General features: G+C 69.9%; 16 protein-coding genes. 5 read left to right on the top strand and 11 right to left on the bottom strand.

The annotated features are described in order from the left end of the window. Positions 1–125: 125 nt before the first annotated feature. Complete coding sequence (locus EV192_RS41585) at positions 126–2,156, top strand: transglutaminase TgpA family protein (protein WP_341770981.1); 2,031 nt, start codon at positions 126–128, stop codon at positions 2,154–2,156. A gap of 1 nt (position 2,157) precedes the next feature. On the opposite strand, the gene EV192_RS41580 is transcribed toward EV192_RS41585, so the two are convergent. Continuing rightward, the gene (locus EV192_RS41580) at positions 2,158–3,675 is read right to left on the bottom strand and encodes a protein kinase domain-containing protein (protein ID WP_132124247.1); all 1,518 of its coding nucleotides are present in this window, start codon (positions 3,673–3,675) and stop codon (positions 2,158–2,160) included. A 105-nt stretch (positions 3,676–3,780) separates the two neighbouring features. On the opposite strand from EV192_RS41580, the gene EV192_RS41575 reads away from it, so the two are divergent. Both EV192_RS41575 and EV192_RS41570 read left to right on the top strand, forming a co-directional pair. Next, positions 3,781–4,980, top strand: a complete 1,200-nt coding sequence (locus EV192_RS41575; protein ID WP_132124246.1) for a S1C family serine protease — start codon at positions 3,781–3,783, stop codon at positions 4,978–4,980. A gap of 214 nt (positions 4,981–5,194) precedes the next feature. Next, the gene (locus EV192_RS41570) at positions 5,195–5,533 is read left to right on the top strand and encodes a twin-arginine translocase TatA/TatE family subunit (protein ID WP_132124555.1); all 339 of its coding nucleotides are present in this window, start codon (positions 5,195–5,197) and stop codon (positions 5,531–5,533) included. Positions 5,534–5,544: 11 nt separating this feature from the next. Here EV192_RS41570 and EV192_RS41565 read toward each other — a convergent pair whose 3' ends face one another. From EV192_RS41565 to EV192_RS41555, 3 genes are all read right to left on the bottom strand, one after another. Beyond that, entirely contained in the window at positions 5,545–6,390 is an 846-nt protein-coding gene (locus tag EV192_RS41565; RefSeq protein ID WP_341770986.1) for an ESX secretion-associated protein EspG, read from the bottom strand. 106 nt (positions 6,391–6,496) lie between these two features. Next, complete coding sequence (locus EV192_RS41560) at positions 6,497–8,776, bottom strand: helix-turn-helix domain-containing protein (RefSeq protein ID WP_132124245.1); 2,280 nt, start codon at positions 8,774–8,776, stop codon at positions 6,497–6,499. A 49-nt stretch (positions 8,777–8,825) separates the two neighbouring features. Continuing rightward, entirely contained in the window at positions 8,826–10,550 is a 1,725-nt protein-coding gene (locus EV192_RS41555) for a putative Ig domain-containing protein (RefSeq protein ID WP_132124244.1), read from the bottom strand. A 247-nt stretch (positions 10,551–10,797) separates the two neighbouring features. Here EV192_RS41555 and EV192_RS41550 point away from each other — a divergent pair, with 247 nt between their 5' ends. Both EV192_RS41550 and EV192_RS41545 read left to right on the top strand, forming a co-directional pair. Then, on the top strand, positions 10,798–13,617 hold the full coding sequence (locus EV192_RS41550) for an ATP-binding protein (protein ID WP_165960901.1): 2,820 nt from the start codon (positions 10,798–10,800) through the stop codon (positions 13,615–13,617). 179 nt (positions 13,618–13,796) lie between these two features. Further along, positions 13,797–14,189, top strand: coding sequence for a nuclear transport factor 2 family protein (locus EV192_RS41545; protein ID WP_132124242.1), 393 nt, complete (start codon positions 13,797–13,799; stop codon positions 14,187–14,189). Between the two features lie 2 nt (positions 14,190–14,191). Here the strand turns inward: EV192_RS41545 and EV192_RS41540 are convergent, their stop codons facing one another. The 7 genes from EV192_RS41540 to EV192_RS41510 form a co-directional block, all read right to left on the bottom strand. Continuing rightward, the gene (locus EV192_RS41540) at positions 14,192–14,536 is read right to left on the bottom strand and encodes a TfoX/Sxy family protein (protein ID WP_132124241.1); all 345 of its coding nucleotides are present in this window, start codon (positions 14,534–14,536) and stop codon (positions 14,192–14,194) included. Between the two features lie 42 nt (positions 14,537–14,578). Further along, positions 14,579–15,736 carry a DUF6777 domain-containing protein gene (locus EV192_RS41535; protein WP_132124240.1) on the bottom strand — a complete coding sequence of 386 codons (1,158 nt, stop codon included), beginning with the start codon at positions 15,734–15,736 and terminating at the stop codon, positions 14,579–14,581. A gap of 174 nt (positions 15,737–15,910) precedes the next feature. After that, positions 15,911–16,327: a hypothetical protein gene (locus tag EV192_RS41530; RefSeq protein WP_132124239.1), complete on the bottom strand. Its 417-nt coding sequence runs from the start codon at positions 16,325–16,327 to the stop codon at positions 15,911–15,913. After that, a complete protein-coding gene (locus EV192_RS41525) occupies positions 16,324–17,259 on the bottom strand; it encodes a metallophosphoesterase family protein (RefSeq protein ID WP_132124238.1) in 936 nt (311 codons plus the stop codon). The genes EV192_RS41530 and EV192_RS41525 overlap by 4 nt, the downstream gene beginning before the upstream one ends. Further along, a complete protein-coding gene (locus EV192_RS41520) occupies positions 17,256–17,690 on the bottom strand; it encodes a plastocyanin/azurin family copper-binding protein (RefSeq protein WP_132124237.1) in 435 nt (144 codons plus the stop codon). The genes EV192_RS41525 and EV192_RS41520 overlap by 4 nt, the downstream gene beginning before the upstream one ends. Positions 17,691–17,729: 39 nt before the next feature. Continuing rightward, positions 17,730–19,451, bottom strand: a complete 1,722-nt coding sequence (locus EV192_RS41515; protein WP_132124236.1) for a hypothetical protein — start codon at positions 19,449–19,451, stop codon at positions 17,730–17,732. A 172-nt stretch (positions 19,452–19,623) separates the two neighbouring features. After that, positions 19,624–20,274, bottom strand: coding sequence for a cutinase family protein (locus tag EV192_RS41510; RefSeq protein WP_132124553.1), 651 nt, complete (start codon positions 20,272–20,274; stop codon positions 19,624–19,626). Positions 20,275–20,319 lie beyond the last annotated feature (45 nt).

The raw sequence follows: 20,319 nt of genomic DNA, 5'->3' as shown, positions 1-20,319 counted from the left end.
CAAGCTGAGGTGAGTGAGTGGCGGTGCGGTCGGGTGGGGTTGTCGGTGGTCTTTGTGACTGGTTGGTGTGGTCGGGTGGGCGCGGGTGTTCGGGCGCTTGAGGTCGTGGGGTTGGCGGTGGTTTTGTGAGTGGGTTCCGGATCGGGTGGTCCTTCGTTGTCCTCGCGGTGGGGGCTGTTCAGCTTGCCCGGGCTTGGGTTGGTGTTCTTCCGGTCGTGGTTTTCCTCGGCGCGATCGTGGTCACCTTCGGGTGTGTGCTGTCGGCTCGGGCGTTGAGGATTCCGGCTGGGTACACGGTTCTCGGTGTCCTGACGTTCGCTGTGGGCGGCGCGTACTTCGCGAGTGGGAGCCCTCCTGGGCAGAAGTTGAGCCTTCTGGACACGTTGAGTGGCACGATTCCGCGGCTACTCACCGCGCCTCGCCCCGCGCCGGCCACACCCATGTTGCTTACTCCGGGCGTTCTGCTTGTTGTCGTTGTGTCGCTTGTGGCTGCGTTGTCGGTTCGGGGACGGTCGTTGTTGGCTCCCGCGGTGGGGGCGGCTGCTTTGTATACGGCTGCTGCCTTGCTGACCGCTGGTGAGGCTGATCGGCGTGGGTTGGTCGCGGTCGCGTTGCTCGTTGTCATCGGGGTTGGGTGGGTGGTCGTTGACCGGGCTCGGAATGCCAAGCGGGTCCACCTGGTGCCGTCGGTGGCGTTGGTGGCCGCGATCGCTGGGTTCGCGGTGGCGATCGGGACGCTTCCGGCCACAGATGCCTTTGAGCCGCGGAAACTCGTCAAGCCACCGGTCACCGACTTGTCTTTCGCCAGTCCGCTGCCGCACCTGGCGGTGTGGGGGACGGCAGGCGGCGCCGACCTGTTCCAGGTGCGTGGCCCGCAGGTGCCGTTGCGGCTGGTCGCGCTCGCCGACTACACCGGCTCCACGTGGCGGGCCGCGTCGCTCTACGGGCCGGTCGGCGCGGTCCCACCGCCTGACCTGCCAACCGGTTCGCGCACGTCGAGCACTGACGTCGACATCACCATCGACGGGCTGGCCGGCCCATGGCTGCCCACGGCCGGCCGGACCACCGCGACCGACACCGACGCCGTCGTCGACCCGGACTCCGGGTCGCTGATCCTGCCCACTGGTGTCGCACCCGGCCTGCGTTACCATGTTACGTCCACTGTGGACGCACCGGACGACGACAGCCTGCGCACCGCCACCGTTCCCTCGGATGCCCGCCGCTACCTCGCCTTGCCGGAACTGCCGTACGCCCTCGCTGAATACGCCCGGCGCACAGTGGCAAACGCGCGCTCTCCCTTCGAACAGGCAGTGGCGCTCGAAGAAGTGGTCCGCAACGGACGCAGTCCCAGCGCGGACGCGCCTGTCGGATCCTCGTACGCCAGGCTCCAGACGTTCTTGTTCGGCACCGGCGCGGGCGCAAACGTCGGCACGGCTGAACAATTCGCGTCCGCGTTCGCGGTCCTCGCCCGCGCGGTCGGGCTGCCGACGCGGGTCGTGGTCGGCTTCCGGCCGGTGGCGCCAGGACCGGACGGCGTCGCGACCGTCCACGGCCGCGACGCCACCGCGTGGCCCGAGGTGTACTTCGACAGATGGGGATGGGTGCCGTTCGATCCGGTGTCCGGCAACGAAAGCGGCCCGAGCTCGGCGGCCCGCCGAGACGTGCTCAACCGGCTGGCCGCGATGCCGCCCGCTCCCGTGTCGTCGGCCCCACCCGGCCCACCACCGCCCGGTCGCCGTCCGCCGGTGCAGGCGGCGCCTGCCCAACCAGGCAGCGGATGGATTCTGCTCCTGCTCGGCGCCGTCCCAGCGGCAGCACTGGTCCTGCTCGGCGCGCTAAGAGCCGGGAGACGGTCCCGGCTGCGTCGCGCGGGCGCGACCGGCGCATGGGCGTACGTGTTGGACGCCATGCTGCTGGCGGGCCGTGCCCCGGCCCGGCACATCGCGGCGCCGGACATCGCGCACGCGCTGGACGATCCCGCCGCGACACGCCTCGCCGAACTCGCCGATCGGGCGGCCTTCGCACTCGGGCCGCCGCCGGCCACCCGGGACGCCTGGCGGCTCGCGGTCACGGTCCGCTCCGGCGTGCGTCGGAGAATTCCCTGGTATCGCAGGATGTTCTGGCCCGTGGACCCACGTCCGCTGTGGCGCCGCTGACCTAACGGGTCGTGCAGGACTTCGGGGACGCGCCGCGTTGTGTGCTCGGATCGGCCAACCCGATGGCGAGCACCTGGAAACAGTACTGCTTCGCGCTGTCCAGACCGTCTACAGTATACGAAGTGGTGCCGGCGGCGACCGTGCCCAGCGGCTGTGGCTTCGCGGCCGTCACGTCGATCACCACGAACTGGGCGTGGCCGCCGGTCGGGTCGGACCACGTCAACCGGACGTTGGTTCCCTTGTCCGCCAATGAGGTGATCGTCGGTGCGAACGCCGGATCGTTGCCCGCGGGTGACGATGAAGTGACCGTGGGCGGCGGGGGAGTAGCCGGGCGGTCCGGTCTATTGAGGACGACCAAGCCGACACCGACGGCCACGCCAACCGACAACGCCAACACGGTGAGCAACACCGCGCGGCCGCGGCGACGTTTCGGCGCCAGCGGTTCGACCGGCGGCGGGAACACCGGCATGGTGAGCGGCTCAGGCGAAACTGAAACCACAGGCGCCTCGTGACCCAACGGCCCGAAGGACGGGATCACGGTGTCCTCGTCCGGCAGGCGCTCAGTCACGTCCGACGGCGGCTCGCCGGCCGGCTCGCCGACCTCTTGGGGCAGCGCCGGAGCCCAACCGTGCGTCCCGGACTGGATCGCCGCGAGTGCCGACCGGAGCGACGCGGCGTCCGGATACCGGTCCGCACGCTCCTTCCGTAAACACGTGAAGATCACGTCGGTCAGATCGGCCGGGACGTCCGGGCGGAGCAGGGGCCGCGGCTCGGCGGACCGGAGCCGGCCGAGGTACGACAACATCGTGTCCTCGTCCGGGTTGTCCGACGCGAACGGCGCCGTGCCCGCCAACAGCGTGAACAGGGTCGACCCGAGCGACCAGACGTCGTCGACCACGGACGGCGGCTCGCCGTCGATCATCTGCGGCGCGGCGTGCCGGTAGCTGACCATCCGCAACGACGTGGTCTGTCCGGCGTCGGCCAGCCGCGCCACCCCGAAGTCCGCCAGCACGTAGGACGTCGGCAGGCGCAGGATGTTCTGCGGCTTCACGTCCCGGTGCAGGAAGCCTTGCCCGTGCGCGAAAGCGAGCGCGTCGGCCACGGCGACACCGGATGCGACCACGTCGTCCACCGGCAGCGGCCCGTGTTCCCGCAGCCGGTCATGCAACGAGCCCAGCTCGTAGTACTCCATCACGATGCACGGCCGGCCGTCCGGCGTGACACCGGTGTCCAGGACCGTGACGATATGTGGGTGCTGACGGCCGAGTTCGACCGTGATCTCCAGCTCCCGGCGGAACCGCGCGACCCGCGCCGGGTCGTTCACGTTGATCACCTTGACGGCCACGAACCGGTCCAGCCCGTCCTGCCTGGCCCGGTACACCATGCCCTCGCCGCCCTCGGCGACCAGCTGGAAACCGCTGTACCCGGGCAGCCGGACCTCGGCGGCGCCGGGCGCGGGTTTCGGGGCCCACGCGCGTAACTCGGCGTCCGACAGGCTCGGCTGGTCTGCCCCGGTCACCCCGGCATGGTATTCCGGGCACTTCTCATCCTGTTCATCGGCTGTTCTGGCCGTACTCTCAGGTAACGAAGGGTCTACTGGAGGGTGGTGCGAAGGAGGCCGGACATGCCGGAGTACGACCCGACGTTCGACCCGCGGCAAGAACCCTGGCCGCCTCCGCCGATGCCGCCCCCGTACCCGTATCCGCCGCCGCAGTGGCCGCCGCCGCGCCGCCGCCAGTCGGGGCTGGCCGTGCTGCTCAGCGTGTTCGGCCTGATCGTGCTCGCGGCGATCGGCGTCGCGGGCTGGAGCATCGGCCACCGGTCGACTAGAACGCCGGAGATCTCGTACTTCTCGCCTGACCGAGGGCAGTCGTCGGCGGACATCGACTCGCAGGCGGTCGGCGCCAAGGTCGCGCCCGGCCTGGTGGACGTCAACACCGAACTCGGCTTCCGGGGCGGCCAGGCGGCGGGCACCGGGATCGTGCTCACCGCGGACGGCGAGGTGCTCACCAACAACCACGTGGTCGCGGGCGCGACCCGGATCCAGGTCACCGACATCGGCAACGGACGGACGTACCAGGCCAGCGTGGTCGGCTACGCCCGAGGCGAGGACATCGCCGTGCTGAAGTTGAAGAACGCGGCCGGCCTGGCCACCGCGCCGCTCGGTGACTCGGACAAGGTCGCGGTCGGCGACGCGATCGTCGGCATCGGCAACGCCGGTGGGGTCGGCGGCGCGCCGAGCCTCGCCCCGGGCACGGTGACCGCGTTGAACCAGTCGATCACCGCGTCCGACGAGTCCGGTGGCAGCACCGAGCAGCTCTCCGGGCTGATCCAGGTCAACGCGAACATCCAGGGCGGCGACTCGGGCGGCGCCCTCGCGGACGGCTCCGGCCAGGTGATCGGGGTCGACACCGCGGCGTCGGCCGGCTACCGGCTGGGCCGGCGGGGCGGTGGCCAGGTCACCGCCACCCAGGGGTACGCCATCCCGATCAACCAGGCAGTGGCCATCGCCCGACAGATCCAGTCCGGCGCCGGGTCCGCGACCGTCCACATCGGAGAGACCGCGATCATCGGGGTGTCCGTCGGCGGCTCCACCGGAGCGACGGTGAGCGAGGTCGTCGCGGGCGGCCCCGCCGCGCAGGCCGGGCTGGCCGCCGGCGACGTGATCACGTCGATCGGCGACACAGCCATCGACTCGGCCACCACCCTCACCCACCTACTGGACCAGCACCATCCCGGGGACACCGTCCAGGTGACCTGGGTCGACCGCGTGGAGCAACAGCACACCGCCACGGTCCGATTGGCGACCGGCCCAGTCGGCTGAACATCCATCGGATGGAGTAAGGGGTTGCCCGCTTGACCACGCCAACGCCAGCCCCGGCTTGGCCGCGCCGGTCATTTTGTCCGTGACGTGGGACGGCTCAGTGCGCAAACGTATCCGGGTGGCGCCGTTGGACTGGCGGCTGCGGCTGCCGGCGGACTGACGAAGGGCCTATCGTGGGGGCAGGGGTTCGTCGGACCGCGTGGACGGGGTGGACATGGTCAACCTGAGCCTGGAACACATGCTGATCCTGCTCTTGGCCGCGCTGTTCATCCTCGGCCCGGACCGGCTGCCCGGCGCGGCCCGCACCATCGGCCGCACGATCCGGAAGGTCCGCGAGTACGCCACCACCACACGGGACCAACTGAAGTCGGAGATGGGGCCTGAGTTCGACGAGCTGCGCCGCCCGTTGCAGGACCTGGCCGCCCTCCGCTCGTTCAACCCGCGCTCGGCGGTCACCAACTACTTGTTCGACGACACCACCGCGAAGACCCCCACCGTCCCGCAGCCCACCGCTCCGAGCGAGCGGGCCCCGGTCGATCTTGAGGCCACCTGACCGTTACGGCCCTACCAGGTTGGTTGACCGTCGCCGACGGCTGCGGCCAGGCCGGCGAGCGTGCACAGCAGGTCGGTTCGCCGCAACGGGTTCACGCTCACCCAGCCGTCGACCCGGTCCACCCGGAGCCGGCCACGTGGACCGTCCAACCAGGACAGCTCGGTACGGACCCCGGTGTGGCCGGTCGCGCCCAACTGGCCGCGGCCGGTGACGGTCGGCAGCAGCTCGGCGAGTCGGTCGAGCACGTCGGGATCGCCGCCGCTTTCCCGTACGGCGGCGCGCAGCCGGCGCTCGTCCGGGGTGTCGTCGGCCGACTCCACCACGCTTGGCGGCAGCGCGATCGGCATCGAGACGGCCGCTGGGACGGCAGGCACGATGCCGAGCAACTCGCGGGTGAGCGACGCGTCAGTGACGCGCCGGACCCGTACCGAGCCTGTTCGGCCGTTGCCAAGGCGTTGGGAGCAGATCAAAGCCGACGTGTTGTGCGGCAGCGCTACCGCGCCGACCGTGCCTTGGGGGTCGATCAGCACGAGGTCCACCGCGCTTCGGTGGTTGCGGAGGGCGGTGGCGAGTTCGGCCGCCGCGCCGACCGGGCCGGAGTCGTCCGCCAGGCCGCGCGCCCGCAGCATCGACCCGGCCGCGGCTGGCTCGAACGACGGCGCGCGCAACGGATACGGGACACGCACACCGGCGTGGGTGGCCAGCAGACCCAGCTCAATCAGTCCGAAATGGACTTCGTCGGGCCGGGTGCCGGCCGGATCGGTCGGGTCGAAGCGTTCCACCACGCGAACCGCTTCGGCTTCCGGGTACATGCTGGCGGACGCGGCGACCACGGCACCGATGGCGAACCCCAACACGCCCGGCAACGGCAGCTCCCTCCTGACGTCGACGAGCGTGGCGTCGGGCGGGCGCCGGCAGCCAGGACACCGACCGGCAGTTTGTGTCCGGTGCGGCCGTGACCTGCTAACTCAGGTGCGTCAGGTGGTTCTGCAGCCGGGCGTGCCGGAACTGGTACACGGGGCCGGCTTGGCGCAGGACACCTCGCCGGCAGGCGTCGTCCAGGAACGCGACCACCGCCCATGGCAGCCGTCCGGTCAGCGGCAGCCAGATCCGCGCGAACAGCACCCACTGGCCCCACGCGGTCAAACCGAGCCCGTACGCGAGGCCGCCCATGAGCCCGACGACCATGCCCCACCACAGCGGGATCGCGGTCAGCCCGACCGCGAGCCCCATGGCCAGGCTGTTCGCGAGCGCGGCCACCAGCCCGAACACGAGCCCGAACGCGAGGAGTTGGCCGACGACGGTCCGCCGGTTGCCGCGGAGCAGGCCGGCCGGGCTGGCGGCGGTCGCCACGTCGAGCGGGGCTTCGAGCCCGGCCATCAGCCCGAACACCAGGCCGACCGCGACACCGAACACCAGCCCGGTCGCCAGCCCGGTGACCAGCGCGTACTCCAGCCAGCGCGGTGAGGCGAACACGAACCAGTTGATCAGCCCGACCACTGCCGTGTACGCGAGGCCGAACATGAATCCGCCGACGAACGCGAGTCCGATCTGCGAGACCAACGGCGGCCGCGGCCTGCGCACACGTAGTCGTACCCGGGACGGTTCGAACGCCGGGCCGCGAAGATTGCTCATCACGCGGTGCGCGATCGCGAACGTGCATCCGAGCGCGAGCGCCACGGCGAACCCGTCGACAACGCCGAAGACGAGGCTGTTCGCCAGCCCGGCGACGTGCGCGTCCCGGAACGCGACCGCGAACCAGTCGATCAAACCGACCAGCAGCCCGGTCACGATCCCGACGAGCAGTGTCCGGGACGAGCGCGGCATCGTGCTGCCCAGCTCCCACCAGGCCAGGTCGGGTTTGCCGAGGCCGTGCAGGTGCACGGCGAGATAACGCAGCCAGCGGTGCGCCCGGTGTGGATCCCAGCCGCGGCGGTCCGGTTGGTGCCGGTACATCGTGGGGATGAACGTGCCCAGCAGGTGGTCCTCGATCGCCTCGGGGGTGCTGAACTCCAGTAGCACGGCCGGGTCACGGCCGGGGACGTCGCTGTAGATCGCGCGGGCCAGCGCGACCATCAGGGGAGTGGTCAGGACCGTGGCGAGGTTGACGCTGGCCAGGCTGTCCGGGCGGTCGCGCAGCTCGGCCAGCACGGGGTCCCAGACCGTGCCGTCGGACGTCGACCTGCGGGTCGTCCGGGGCAGGTAGTCGACCAGGTCGGCGCGGGTGATGGCGGCCAGTTCGACGCCGGCCGCGGCGGTCAGCACGTCGGTGGCCGCCACGGCCGCGTACTCGTCCGGGCGACTCGTCAGGATCAGCGGCATTGGGCTCGCGTTCAGCGCGTTCACCGCGGCCCGGTGCAGCCCGGCAGCGATCTCGTCGAACCCGTCCAGCACAGGCAGGATGCGGCCGGTGCCGACCAACGCGGCGGCGAGCGTCGAGCCGCCGGGGCCGGGCGCGGCCAGCCCGGGGTAGTCCCGGGTCAGCTGCCTGGTCAGCCAGTCCCGCAGGGTGACGGTGGCCGGGTTCCACGAGCCGAGGCTGAAGATCACCGGCACGGCGTCCCCGGGACCGCGGGTCTTGAGCGAGTCCAGGACGAACCGCAGGGTCAGTACCGTCTTGCCGGATCCGGCCCGGCCGAGTACGAGCAGCCGCCCGGACGGGATCCGCTGGTAGACGGCGGCGATCTCGTCCAACCGGCCGGTCAGGTCCAGCGACCCGGACACGCCCCCGGCCGGTGCGCGGCAGATGTTCTCCCAGTGGTCGGTCAGGTGCTCGGCGGCCGGCCGCCAACGCACCGGCAGCGGAAACGGGTCCTGGATCTTGCGCAACTCCTCCTCGCGCTGCCAGTGCGCCCGGACCGCCTCCGCGAGCTGCTCGGCGGTGTCATCCAAGGCGTCTCGCGGCACCGGTCTCGGCTGGTCGACGAGGTCCGGCAGGGCCTGCCCGGTGATCGCGGCCAACAGGTCGTCCCGTTCGCCGGGCGCCAGCTCCAACGCGTCGGCCAGCATCCGGACCGTGCTCATCCGTGGGTCGGTGCGCTCGCCTGTCTCGAACCCACGGATGGTCCGGACGGACACACCGGACCGTTCGGACAAACTCTCCTGCGTCATCTCGGCCCTGAGCCGCAGCCGCCGCAGCTGCGTGCTGAACTGGCTGGTCAAGTCGGCGCCTCCGGGCTGGTTGCCGTCCCCCGACACCGACTGTAGCGGGACGGACCGGCCCAGTGACCATGATCCGGTCATGGGGGCACCGGGTTCACCCGATGCCCCCACTTCCTGCCGACCGCGCGCTCTACCGAGCGGTCACGACCACGTTGGCCGGTGCCGTGAACGTGCCGCTCGCCACCTGGTAGAACTGGTTGACGGTGAGCGAACCGCCCGCCGGGATGGCGTTCTGGCCGGTGATCACGACGTGCCCGGTCCGGCCGTTGGCGGTGCCGGGGTTGGTGAGCGCCAGCGACTCGGACGCCGGGATGTCGAACGCCAGCTGCCAGCCGGACACCCCGCTCGACCCGGTGTTGGTGATGGTGAAGTGCGCGAACGCGCCGGTGCTGAACAGGAAGTCGGTGGTGAAGGTCGCGTTCAGGGTGCTCCCCGGCGCGGTCACCGTCCAGCGGAACTGTGCCTGCGAGGTCGCGCCGGTCGCGTCCGTCACCGTGACGGTCACCTGACTGGTGCCTGCCGTCGTCGGCGACCCGGTGATCTTGCCGGTCTTGCTGTCGATGCTCAGCCCGGCCGGCAGGCCCTGCGCCGCGAAGCTGTACGGCGTGGTGCCGCCGGTCGCGGTGATCTGCAGGTTCACCGGCTGGCCGACGGTGGAGGTCTGGTCACCCGGGTTGGTGACGGTCACGGTGCCGCTGTTGCCACCGGGGGTGAGACCGGCGGTGCCGTTCGGGGTGCCGAGCCCGGTCGGGCCGTCCCAGCCCTGGCCGGCGTTGCAGATGACCGTGCCGCAGCTGCCGTTGCTGCCCGAGGTGACGTCGAAGAAGTTGCCCGGGTGCGCGTACGGGTAGGAGGCGGGGTTGTCGCCGGAGTTCGGCGTCCCGGCCAGTGCCCAGATGCCCGCGACGATCGGGGTGGCCAGGCTGGTGCCGCCGAACTGGGACGTGGCGCCGTTGACGAAGATGGTGATGCCGGTGTTCGGGTCGGCGTCCGCCGAGATGTCGGACGTGGCCCGCTTGGCGCAGGTCGTGGTCACGTTCTGGTACGCGGGCTTGGCGAACAGGCTGGAGCAGCCGCTGCCGGTGCCGTTCCAGACGGTCTCGGTGAAGCCGCGCCCGCCGCTGGACGCGGTGAGCGTGGTGCCGCCGACCGCGACCACCTCGGGTGAGCTGGCCGGGAACTCGGCCTGGGCGCCGCTCTCGCTGCCGTTGTCACCGGTCGCGGCCAGCACCGCCACGCCGGGGTGGTTGTAGTGCGTGTCCGCGCCGGACGGGATGGCGTTCTCGTGGTCGGTGTAGCTGTTGGAGACGATCTTCGCGCCCAGCCGGACCGCGCTGTCGACCGCGGCGGCCAGGTCGTTGTCGTCGTTGGTGTTCCCTTCGACGAGCAGGATCTTGCAGTCTGGGCACACCGCGCTGACCGCGTCCACGTCGATCGCCATCTCGGTGGCCCAGCCGGAGTCCGTGCCGGTCGGCAGGGTGCTGGTGCCGTCCTGGCCGACGACCGTCAGGCAGCCGTTGGCCTTCGTGCACGCCGGCAGGCTCCAGTGCGACCGGAAGTCGCCGAGGTCCCGTTCGATGTGCGGGTCGTTGAACGCGTCCACGATCGCGACGGTGGTCCCGCCGCTCTTGCGGCCCGTGACCCCGTACGCCTTCTGCAGGTCGGTCGGGCTCATGGCGGCCGCTGGCCGGGCGCCGGCGGGCAGGACCAGCTGCATCGCCTGGCATTTCGCCTTGCCGGCCGGCGCGGTGGCACACGACGCCGGCACCAGCTGGGGGCCGCTCGCCGCCGCGGCCGGGGCCAGGCTCACGCCCAGCCCAAGGCCGAGCGCGACGAGTCCTAACGCAACACGCATGGTGTTGGTCCTTCCGTGAATGGGCCCCGGCAGCAGGGAGACCGCCGCGACCCTGCGGGGCCCGACCCGCGGCGGTGCCGGCCACCCGTTCGCGTCCCGGGTGGAAGGCAGGCGTCCCACAGTGGATTCGACGAGCTCGCGCGGCCAGGAACAACCGGCACAACCGGTCTTCGTTCCACCCGAACAACCGCTCTGGACCCGACGATCGACGGATGTCGGACAGTCGGGCGCAGGTGACGATGTGGGGGTGCCAGTGTCCGACGCGGGGCCGCAGAGTTTCGGCACGGTCCTGACCAGGCTGCGCCGCGCCGCCGGCCTCACCCAGGAGGAGCTGGCCGAACGGGCCGGCCTGAGCGCGCGCGGCATCGGGAACCTGGAACGGGGGGTGCGGCGGCCCCGCCGGTTCACCGTGCAGCTGCTCGTGGACGGTCTGGCGCTGGCCGAGCCGGACCGTGACGAGCTGGTGGCCGCGTCCCGGCGCGCGCACCAAGACTCAGACGCGGGCGAACCGTCCGTCGTTCCCGGTCCGCACTTGGTCGGCAGGGGCGAGGAACGCGCGCTGATCGAGGCACACCTCGGCGCTTCGGACAGCCCGATGCTGCTGTTGACCGGGCAGACCGGCATCGGCAAGACCCGGCTGCTGGCCGAGGCCGCGCGGCTCGCGCAAGCCCGCCGGATGACCGTCCTTTCCGGGGCGTGCCAACGGTTCGGCGGCGAGCCCTACGCCCCGGTCGTGGACGCGCTCGCTGGTTATGTGCGCGGCGCGTCCCCGCTCGCTCTTCGTCGTCACCTCAACGACTGCGCCGGTCTCGAACGGCTGCTGCCGGAGGTGGGCGGCGAGCTGGCGCCCGGCCCGTCCCGGACTCGACGGCTGATGTTCGGCGCGGCTGCCCGGTTTGTCGGTTCGCTCGCCGCACGGCACGGGGTTCTGCTGGTGCTGGACGACTTGCAGTGGGCCGGCGCGGACGGCCTGACGTTGCTCGCGTCGCTCGTCCGGGCGGTCCGGCCGGACCGGGTCCGGATCCTGGCGGCCTACCGCGACACCGAGGTCCCGCCGTCCGGTCCGGTCGCCGAGACCGTCCTTGACCTGGCCCGCCTGCACTTGGTCACGCACCGCCCGTTGAGCCCACTCGCCGAGCCGGACGCCGCCACCCTGTTGCGCCGTAGCGCCGGTGTGGACGTGCGGGACGACGTGCGGGAGCGGGTGCTGCGGTTGGCCGGCGGGCTGCCGCTGTTCCTGGTCCAACTCGGACACGCGCTGGGCGGCGGCGACACCGTCCTGTCGGTGCCGTGGGGGCTCACCCACGCGGTCCGGCAGCAACTGGGCGCGTTGCCCACCGCGACCGTCGAAGTCCTCACGCTGCTCGCGGTCGGCCAACGCCGCCTGGACGTCGATGCCCTGGCCACCGCCGCCGGGCTGGACCCGGACGACCTGCCGGACGTGCTCGCCCCAGCGCACGCGGCCCGGTTGCTCGACGAGACCTCGGCTGGCGTCCGGCTGACCCACGAACTGGTGGCCGAGGTGATCAACGCCGATCTCAACCCCGGTCACCGCCACCTGCTGCACCGCAGGCTGGCCGACGCGCTCCGCCCGGCCGGCGCGGCGGCCTACCACTACACGCACGCCCAGGATCCCGAGCGGGCCGCGCAAACCCTGCGCCGAGCAGCCGAACAGGCCGCACGGCAAGCCGCGCACGACACGGCCGCGCGTTATCTCGGTGATCTCGTCGACCTACTCGACCGCGCGGGCCCACAGTCGGCCGTCGCCGAAGCAGCCGAGGAATGGGCGGGTGAACTCGCCGCGGCCGGGCGTTACGACGCTGCCCTCGCCGCCGCGGAACGGGCGTTGTTGGTGTACCGCAAGGAAGGCGATGACGAACGGCAACGGCTCGTCATCGCGCGCATCGGGTATCTGCACTACCAGCGCGGAACCCCGCGTGAGGGCCTGGCTCGGATCGCGACCGCTGACCAGCCGGAAAGCGGTGCCGCCGTTCAGCTTCACCTCGCGCGTGCGGCGAACCTGTACCAGAGCACGCGATACCAGGACGCCGTCGAAACGTGCACCGCTGCCATCGCTGCGGCCACGGCGGCGGGCGACGAACGCGGCATCGCGGGCGGGCATCTGCGTCGTGGGCTTGCTGCCCGACTGCTCGGCGACAACCGTGTCGCGTTGGCCGACCTGCACGCCGCCGCGTCCACGGCCGAGCTGTGCGGCGACCGGAACACCGTGCTCCGCGCCCTCACCGGAATCGCTGTCCTGCACCACTATCGGGGCGAGCTGAGCCGCGCGGACCGCCAGTTCACGCGCATCCTGCAGCTCGCCGAGGAACTGGGGGACCGCGAGGTGCTCAGCCGCGCGGTGTGCAACGTCGGCGCGAGCGCTGTCTACTTAGGACATTGGCGGCTCGCGCTGCGCCGGTTCGAACAGGCGCTGGACCTGGCCGGCGCGGACAGTTCACCGATGTGCGCCTCAATGGCGTTGATCGGCCGTGGGTCGTTGCTGAGCGCGTGTGGACGTCACGACGAGGCCCGAGCCGACCTGCTCACCGTGGTCCGGCTCGGCGTCGACAGCGACAACATCGACCTGGTGCGCAACGCCAGCGCGCAACTGGCGGAGACCGATGTGCGCCTGGGGCGTCCGGATGAGGGCGCGGCGCGTCTGCTGCCGTTGCTTGACCGTCCCGGACTGCACGAGTGGCAGGTGACCGACTCGCTGCCGTTCCTGGCCCAGGCCCAGCTCGCCGCCGGTGACCCGGATGCCGCCACTCGCACGGCAGCGGAGGCGGCCGGTCGAGCACAGGACATCGAGCACGCGATAGCGCGGACCGATGCGTTGCGCGTACACGGAATGGCGGCGGCCGAGCTTGGCGAAACGAGCGTGGCGACGGCCAGCGTGCGGGAGGCGCTGTCCCTTGCGAACGCCACGGGCTCGCCGTACCTGGAGGCGCGGGTGCGTTCGGCGTGGGCGACCGTGGCTCGCCGATGCGGCGACCCCGACCGTGCCGCCCATGAACAGGAACTCGCCGACGGTTTGTTCGTGGCACTGCGGCAGGAGGTCATGGCCTAGGGCTACGTTTCATCCATTAATTGTCCACATCCGTACATGGGCACGTGCGGTCCAGTTCCCGCGGGGTGAAGCACGTTCGGAGCAGACGGTCATGTCGCCGCCGCCACATACTTGAGTGGGTATCCAGAACGGCGTCTCGTTACCATTCATCAGACTGTTCGGCGAAACGAGGTACAGGCATGTCCGAAGATCTGCTCGAAATCGGCCGGAACTTCTTCTACAGCATGATCGGCCAGGACTGGCCGACGGTTCGAGCCCTCATCACCGACGACATCGTGTGGACGATGCCCGGCACCAGCCGGATATCAGGGACCGTCCAAGGTAAGGACGCGGTCGTCGAGCGGGTCAAGCGGGTCGCCGCGGCCGGGGTGCGCCTGCCGAGAATCGAATTGCGACATATGCTCGTCGGCGAGACCACGGTGATGGTGTTCCTGTACAACAAGGCGGTGGCCGACGACGGCCGAGAGATCGACGAACACCTGGCCAGTATTTACCACATCCGGAATGACAAGGTCGTGGCCATCGACACGCTTGTCACCGATGTGGACGGCATCAACGCCTTCTTCATCTGACGTCAGCGTTTCCTCTTCTTCTTGACGGGCAGTGAACGCGCGTAGCCGACACCGCGGTCGACCCACGTCCGCAGCTGTTCGTCGGTGCGGACGACCGACGGGTCGACGTAGAGCCAGCCGACCATCTCCCGGCCGCCCATCACCATCGGCTGGACCCGCTCGTCGATCAACGTGCCGGCCTCGGCCGGGTCCACCCGCACCAGCAGGCCGCCCTGCCGGCTCGCCGCCACCGACATGTTCCCGTTGACCATGAACGCCAGTCCGCCGAACATCCGCTGTTCGGTGACCCGCTGCTCGCCGGCGACCAGTTCACGGACGCGTTCGGCCAGTTCCTCGTCGTACGCCACCGGCTGATCATGCCCCGGTCCGCACAGGTGTTCAACTCGGGGTCACCCGGCGATGTCGACCTTCCAGTTGCCGTTCTCGCGGACCATGTGGTCCTGCTCGGTGACGCTCTGGCCGCTGATCGTCGCCGTGATCGAGATCTCGGCGCGGGCGCCGGTCTGGGACAGCACCTTGATCTCGTTGATGGTGATGCCGCCGAAGGATTCCAGTGCCTGGAAGGACTGCTGGCAGTTGCTGAGGCTTTCGGCGCTGTTGAGGCCGAGTTGGGTGATGGCTCGCGCGCTCATCAGGTCGAACAGGCCTTTGCAGTCCTTGTTGCGGACCGCGTCGGTCAGCCGGCGGACGGCTTTGTCCAACGCTTCGGCGTCCGCGGGGGTGGCTTGCGGGCCTGGGCCGCCGCAGTTCGTTGTCACGGCCAGGATTCCGCAGGCGGGGTCGCCGCGGCCGATCGGCGCGTCGCGTCCGTTCGAGCCGACTCCTCGTTGGTACGCCTGGCCGTCGTCCAGATCCACCAGGACGAACCGGTCCACGTGGGTGCCTCCGGTGAACGTGACCACCTGTCCCGGGTCGAACCGGTCCCAGGCGTCCTGCGGGTTCTTGGCGTAGCCGGCCACGCTGCCCTTGTCGGCCGGCCCGTTGGGTTCCATCAACGGGTTGCCGCAGTTGCATTTCATCCGCGGGACGCCCTGGTCGTCGACCAGCACCGCCGTCCCGGCCTGCAACGCCGCCTGGAATCCGTCGGCGTGTCCGTCCTTGTAGTCGTAGTTCGTGACGCGCGTGTCGAAGCGCAGGCGGACAGGGGTGAGCCTGTTGACGTATCCGGGGATGTCGGCGGGTTGGATCCCGATCACTCCCGCCCACGCGGCGGCCGCTGCCGCGTGGGCGGGATCGGTGAGGTACTTCAAGTGCGCGGAGACGTCGCACGAAACGCCGTCGCCGCTGCGGCCGTGCCCGCCGGGTTCGCCGCCCGGGATTCGCTGCCTGTTGTTCGGGTCTCTCGGCGGAACGTCCGGAAGTGGCGGCACCACCCCAGGGCCCGGTACGCTGGGATCATGGTTTCCTGGGACGAAAGGATTCCCTTGGGTTTTGTCCACACCGATCAGGACGACGTCACCGGAACTCTTCACGAGCAGGAAGACGCCACCGATCAATGCGGACACGAGCGCGCCCGCGACGCTGGTGAGCAGCGGATGTCGCCACAACCAGCCACGCCGTCGCGGCGCGTTCGGTAACTCGGCCTGACAGTTCGCACATGTCCCGGCACGATCCAGATTGGCCGAACCGCATCTCGGACAGTCCACCGCGCTCGCCTCCTCGCCGTGATGGCAAGAATGCCGTTGCGACACCGCGGTTTCCAGTCAGGCGAGCCGGTTCACTCAATCAGCCGAAATCTTCGCCGAACTGCGAACCGATCCGCGATTCGCGAGCCACTGCCGGATCCATTGGAGAACGGGTACGCCGACCAGGATCACCACCGCGATCTCGACCGCGACACTGATCGCGGCCTCCGGCGCGGGTTGCCAGCCCTGTTCGATGAACCCGAAAATGCCGACCGTCCTGGACAACAGGAAACCACCGAGCGCACCGACCGCCAACGCGCCCGCGACCACCTGCATCAGCAGTGGTGCGCCCGCGGCGACCAGGATCGCGACCGCGAACGAAGCCGCCGCCAGCCACAGAAACGACGGCCCGACAACAGGAATCACCCGATAGCCGTGCGCGTAGAGATCCGCGTGGATGTAGCCGCTCACGGCCAGACAGATCGCGGCGGCGAACCGTAGCAACAGTTTCATGCGAGCTTCACGTCCTTCACCGCGAGCCCCGGATCGCCCTTTCGGTAACTGACCTCCCGGATCCCCAACGCGTCCCGCAGTTTCCCGGCGGGCAACGTCACCGGGGTGGGCGCCGGGCCCTGACCTGGTTGCGGCAACGGATACGCCGTGGTCGTCGCGCTGTGGAACGTCACGTTCCCCTCGGTCTTGGTGAACAGTTGGTGCACATGGCCGTTGAGGCACGTGACGGACGCGAACCGCTTCAGGTAGCTCAACGCCTGCACGGCGTCGTCGGTACCCCAGCCCCACGCCTCGTACATGGCGAACAGCGGGATGTGGCTGAACACCACGATCGGGGTGTCCGACGGCAGCCCGGCGACGTCCTTGCGGACGAACTCCAGCTGGTCGGTGCCGAGGTGGCCGAGTTTCTCCAGGCTCAACGTGTTGACCAGGTTGATGAAGTGCACGCCGGCGACGTCAAAGCTGTACCAACCGTCACCCTTGGTGCCGGCGCCGAACGCCTGCCGGTACTTCTGGCCGTGGTCGTCCACTGAGTCGTGCTCACCAGGGACGGTGAACACCTGGCCGGTGCGCAGCCCGGACATCATCTGCTTCACCTGGTCGAACTGGGCCGCTGTGGACAGATGGGTCAGGTCGCCGGTGTGCATCACGAACTCCGGCCGGTACGGCAGGGCGTTGACCTGCTGGATGGCGTGCGCGAACGAGTCCTCCACCGCGGTGTTGGCCGTCCCCTTGAAGCCGAGGTGGCTGTCGCTGATCTGCACGAACCGTAACGCCCGCGCGTCCTGCACGGCGCTTGCCTGGCCGGGACGGGCGATCTCGCTGATCACCTCGCCACCGGCCACGGTCAGCACCACCGCCGCGCCGAACCACGCGGTGTGCCGCATCAACTGCCTGCGGGTCATGCCCTCGGGGTCGTGGTCGTCGGTCATGGGGTCACCACCACCGACGCGGTCATGAACGGGTGGATCGTGCACAGGTAGTCGAACTTGCCGGGTGTCGTGAACGTGTACTTGTAGGTGTCGTTGGTCTGCATCGTCGGCGACTTCAGCGGACCGCCCGACCCCATGCTGGTCACGGTGTGCGGGTCCTGGTCGGAGTTCTTCCAGGTGACCGTCGTGCCGACCTTGACCGTCACGGTCCCTGGTGCGAACGCGAAGTCCTTGATGGACACTTCGTCGGTGGCGACCGGAGCGGTGTCGCCGGTACTGGCCGGCGGGGCGCCGGTCATGCCGGGCATGCCGGTCGTCTGGTCCGCCGACGACGCCGATGGGGCGGCGGGAGCGGCCTGGCCGCACGCGGCGAGCGCGACCAGGCAGGCTCCGGCCACTAGGGCCCTTTGCAGGATTCGGGAGTGCCTCATGCCCGTCTATACGGGGCGGGGTTACGCTCCCACCGCAGGTCAGCGGCCAAGCACGTAAAGCTCGCCGTTGTTCTGGGCGTAGACCCGGCCGCGGGTGTCCAACGACACGGGTGAATACGCGGCCGCGACTGTCTTGGACAGGAACACTTTCTCGCGGGCGTGGCCCTGGGGGTCGACGACGTAGAGGTTGCCGTCCTCGGCCAGGCCGTACACGTTTCCGTCGCGGTCGACCGCTGGCGCGCTGACGCACCACTCGAATCCGTTGGGGTGCTGGCCGTCGTCGACACAGGTGACCGTGCCGTCCGGGGCCCGCTGGCAGGTCCTGGTCTCGGTGTTGGTGTACGACCATTCCTTGGTCAGGTTCGGGCTGAGCCTTGTGAGGTCGAACGGCCCTTCGGTGCGGTAGTGGTTGTCCTTGATGACGATCGAGTATGTGCCGTCGTGGCGGTACACGGCCGGCGTGATGTCCCAGCCGAAGTCGAAGTACGTCTGGAACCGCCCCTTGCCGTCGAACTTCATCAGGTGCCCGCGGAAGCCGTTGTAAAAGGTGTGTGCCCCATACAGGACAGTGCCGTCGGGCAGGATCACCGGTGACGCGGAGCTCTGGTCGGACACGCCAGCGGCCGGCGGCATGTTCGTGAGCGGGTCGACGCCGAGCGCGGTGCCGGGCCGGCAGTCGAAGAAACCGTTGCCGTACGGGGTGAGCACGCCGCAACCGTCGTTGAGCAGGCCGCGAAGCGACGAGGCCCACTTGAGGCTCAGGTCGGGGTTCAACGCGACCAGGTAGCCGTAGCCGTCCAGGGCGTTGCCGCTCGCCCTGGTGACGGTGACGATCGTGCCGTCCGGGCCGATCGCCGGAGCCACCCCGACCCCGGCCCGCTGCGACCCGCACGGGCGCTGCGGCGGCAGCGTTGGCGAGCCGTCGGGTTGCGGTGGCGGCGGCAGCGGGCGTTGCGCCGCGACGACCTGGAACGTCTGGTAGCACAGGTCGGTCGGCTGGGGCGCGCTGGGAATGAGCGTGCGGTAGTCGACCATGCTGGTGCGGTTCCGCGTGACGCGGACCAGCCAACTGTGCGTGTCCGTGCCCTCTTTCCTGATCACGTTGTAGAACAGGGTGCCGTGCGCGTCCAAGGTGAGCCCGCCCGCGACGAACGCCTGCGGATCGACGGTGTCGCCGAGCGGGTTGATCCGCCGGATCACCCGGCCGCTGTCCTTGGCGAGTTGGAAGACCGTCCCGCCGGCGCCCGGCACGTACACCGAGTCGTCGGTCATCGCGGACTGGACCATCGCCTCGAAGAACATCTGCGTGGGCTTCCAGTCGGACGTGAACGTCCAGGTGGGGACGAGCTGGTCGTGGCGCCAGTGGTACGCCTGCAACGACCACGTCATCCGGTTCAGGTTCGCCGGATCCATCCCGCACGGCTCGGGCGTCCCGGACCCCGGCGGGTCGCAACTGACGTACGAGCCGCCCTTCTTCAGCGCGAACACGTTCCCGGCAGTGTCGACCAGCGGCACTGGATAGTGCACGGAGATGCCGCCGTTCTCGGTGTTCTCCTGGTCGGCGAACGGATCGACCACGAACCTGGACAGCAGCCGCAGGTCGTGCTGCCCGCGGGCGCAGGTCCGCCCGTTGTGCGCGGCACTCTGCCCCCACTGCGTCCAGTCACAGCCGCCGGACCAGTCGTCGGCGGACGCGGCCGTCGCCGTCCCGCCGACCATCAGCACCGCGGCTGCCAGGGCGAGACCAATGCGTAAGCGCATGGCGAGTTCCTCCCCAGAAATCGTCCCCAGCCGCGACAAGTAGAGCAGCCGTTGGTCGCGACCGGGTCACGGAACCCGCCTACGCCGGCACTTCCTGCCCGGCGTCGCTCAGGAACGCTTCTGACGCCGAAGCGGGGGTGCCTGCCGGCACCCCCGCTTCAGTTGGCCGATATCAGGGGTAGTACACGCCGTTGTACCACTGGCCGCCGGCGTCGTCGGAGTAGACGTCGACGTTGAAGTTGTAGTTGCCGTGCTTTCCTTCCCACAGGTATCCGGGCAGCCCGGAGGACGCGTCGATGTCGCAGATGATGTCGTCCGTGCACAGCGTCAGGGTGGGCAGGTTGCCGAAGAAGTTGTCGGTGTAGGCGAGGGGGAAGCCGATCCACGGCGCCACCGCCGGATGTCCCGCGGCGCCCGCGTTACCCGGGCCGGCGGCCCGCTTCGGGTCCGCGATCAGCACCGCGTTGGTGTTGTCGATGGTCTGCCAGTTCTCGGTGACCCAGGTGTGCACCACGGCGGCGCCGAGGGAGAACCCGATCGCTTTGACATGTTGGCCCGGACACGCGTTGCGCTGATCTCGAATCAACCGGTTCACTTCGTTGACGCCCTGCCGCGCGTTGTAACCAATGGGCTGGGCCGGGTATCCGACGCGTTGGCTGATGTTGCCACCCCAGTACGGCGCGTTGGAATCATTGTCGCCGGTGCCGCCGACAATGATCGTGTACGTGCCGTCGCACGACGCTGCGTGCGCCGCGGGCGACGTCGCCAGAAAGACTCCCGTTGTCACCAGAAGGCCACCCAGCAATGCCGAAATCTTTCTCATTTCCTTCTCCGATTCATTCGGGCGAGTGCCGGGGCCGATCATGGT

Source organism: Actinocrispum wychmicini (assembly GCF_004345645.1).
In the GTDB taxonomy this organism is placed as follows: domain Bacteria; phylum Actinomycetota; class Actinomycetes; order Mycobacteriales; family Pseudonocardiaceae; genus Kibdelosporangium; species Kibdelosporangium wychmicini.
Note: the sequence above shows the minus strand (reverse complement) of the source record. Positions and strands in the feature narration are given on the sequence as shown.

Excerpts from the sequence above, each read along its gene's own strand:
- EV192_RS41515 (WP_132124236.1), bottom strand. The coding sequence starts at position 19,451 with ATGCGCTTACGCATTGGTCTCGCCCTGGCAGCCGCGGTGCTGATGGTC.
- EV192_RS41555 (WP_132124244.1), bottom strand. The coding sequence starts at position 10,550 with ATGCGTGTTGCGTTAGGACTCGTCGCGCTCGGCCTTGGGCTGGGCGTG.
- EV192_RS41570 (WP_132124555.1), top strand. The coding sequence starts at position 5,195 with ATGGTCAACCTGAGCCTGGAACACATGCTGATCCTGCTCTTGGCCGCG.
- EV192_RS41530 (WP_132124239.1), bottom strand. The coding sequence starts at position 16,327 with ATGAAACTGTTGCTACGGTTCGCCGCCGCGATCTGTCTGGCCGTGAGC.
- EV192_RS41520 (WP_132124237.1), bottom strand. The coding sequence starts at position 17,690 with ATGAGGCACTCCCGAATCCTGCAAAGGGCCCTAGTGGCCGGAGCCTGC.
- EV192_RS41510 (WP_132124553.1), bottom strand. The coding sequence starts at position 20,274 with ATGAGAAAGATTTCGGCATTGCTGGGTGGCCTTCTGGTGACAACGGGA.
- EV192_RS41575 (WP_132124246.1), top strand. The coding sequence starts at position 3,781 with ATGCCGGAGTACGACCCGACGTTCGACCCGCGGCAAGAACCCTGGCCG.
- EV192_RS41525 (WP_132124238.1), bottom strand. The coding sequence starts at position 17,259 with ATGACCGACGACCACGACCCCGAGGGCATGACCCGCAGGCAGTTGATG.
- EV192_RS41545 (WP_132124242.1), top strand. The coding sequence starts at position 13,797 with ATGTCCGAAGATCTGCTCGAAATCGGCCGGAACTTCTTCTACAGCATG.
- EV192_RS41560 (WP_132124245.1), bottom strand. The coding sequence starts at position 8,776 with ATGACCGGATCATGGTCACTGGGCCGGTCCGTCCCGCTACAGTCGGTG.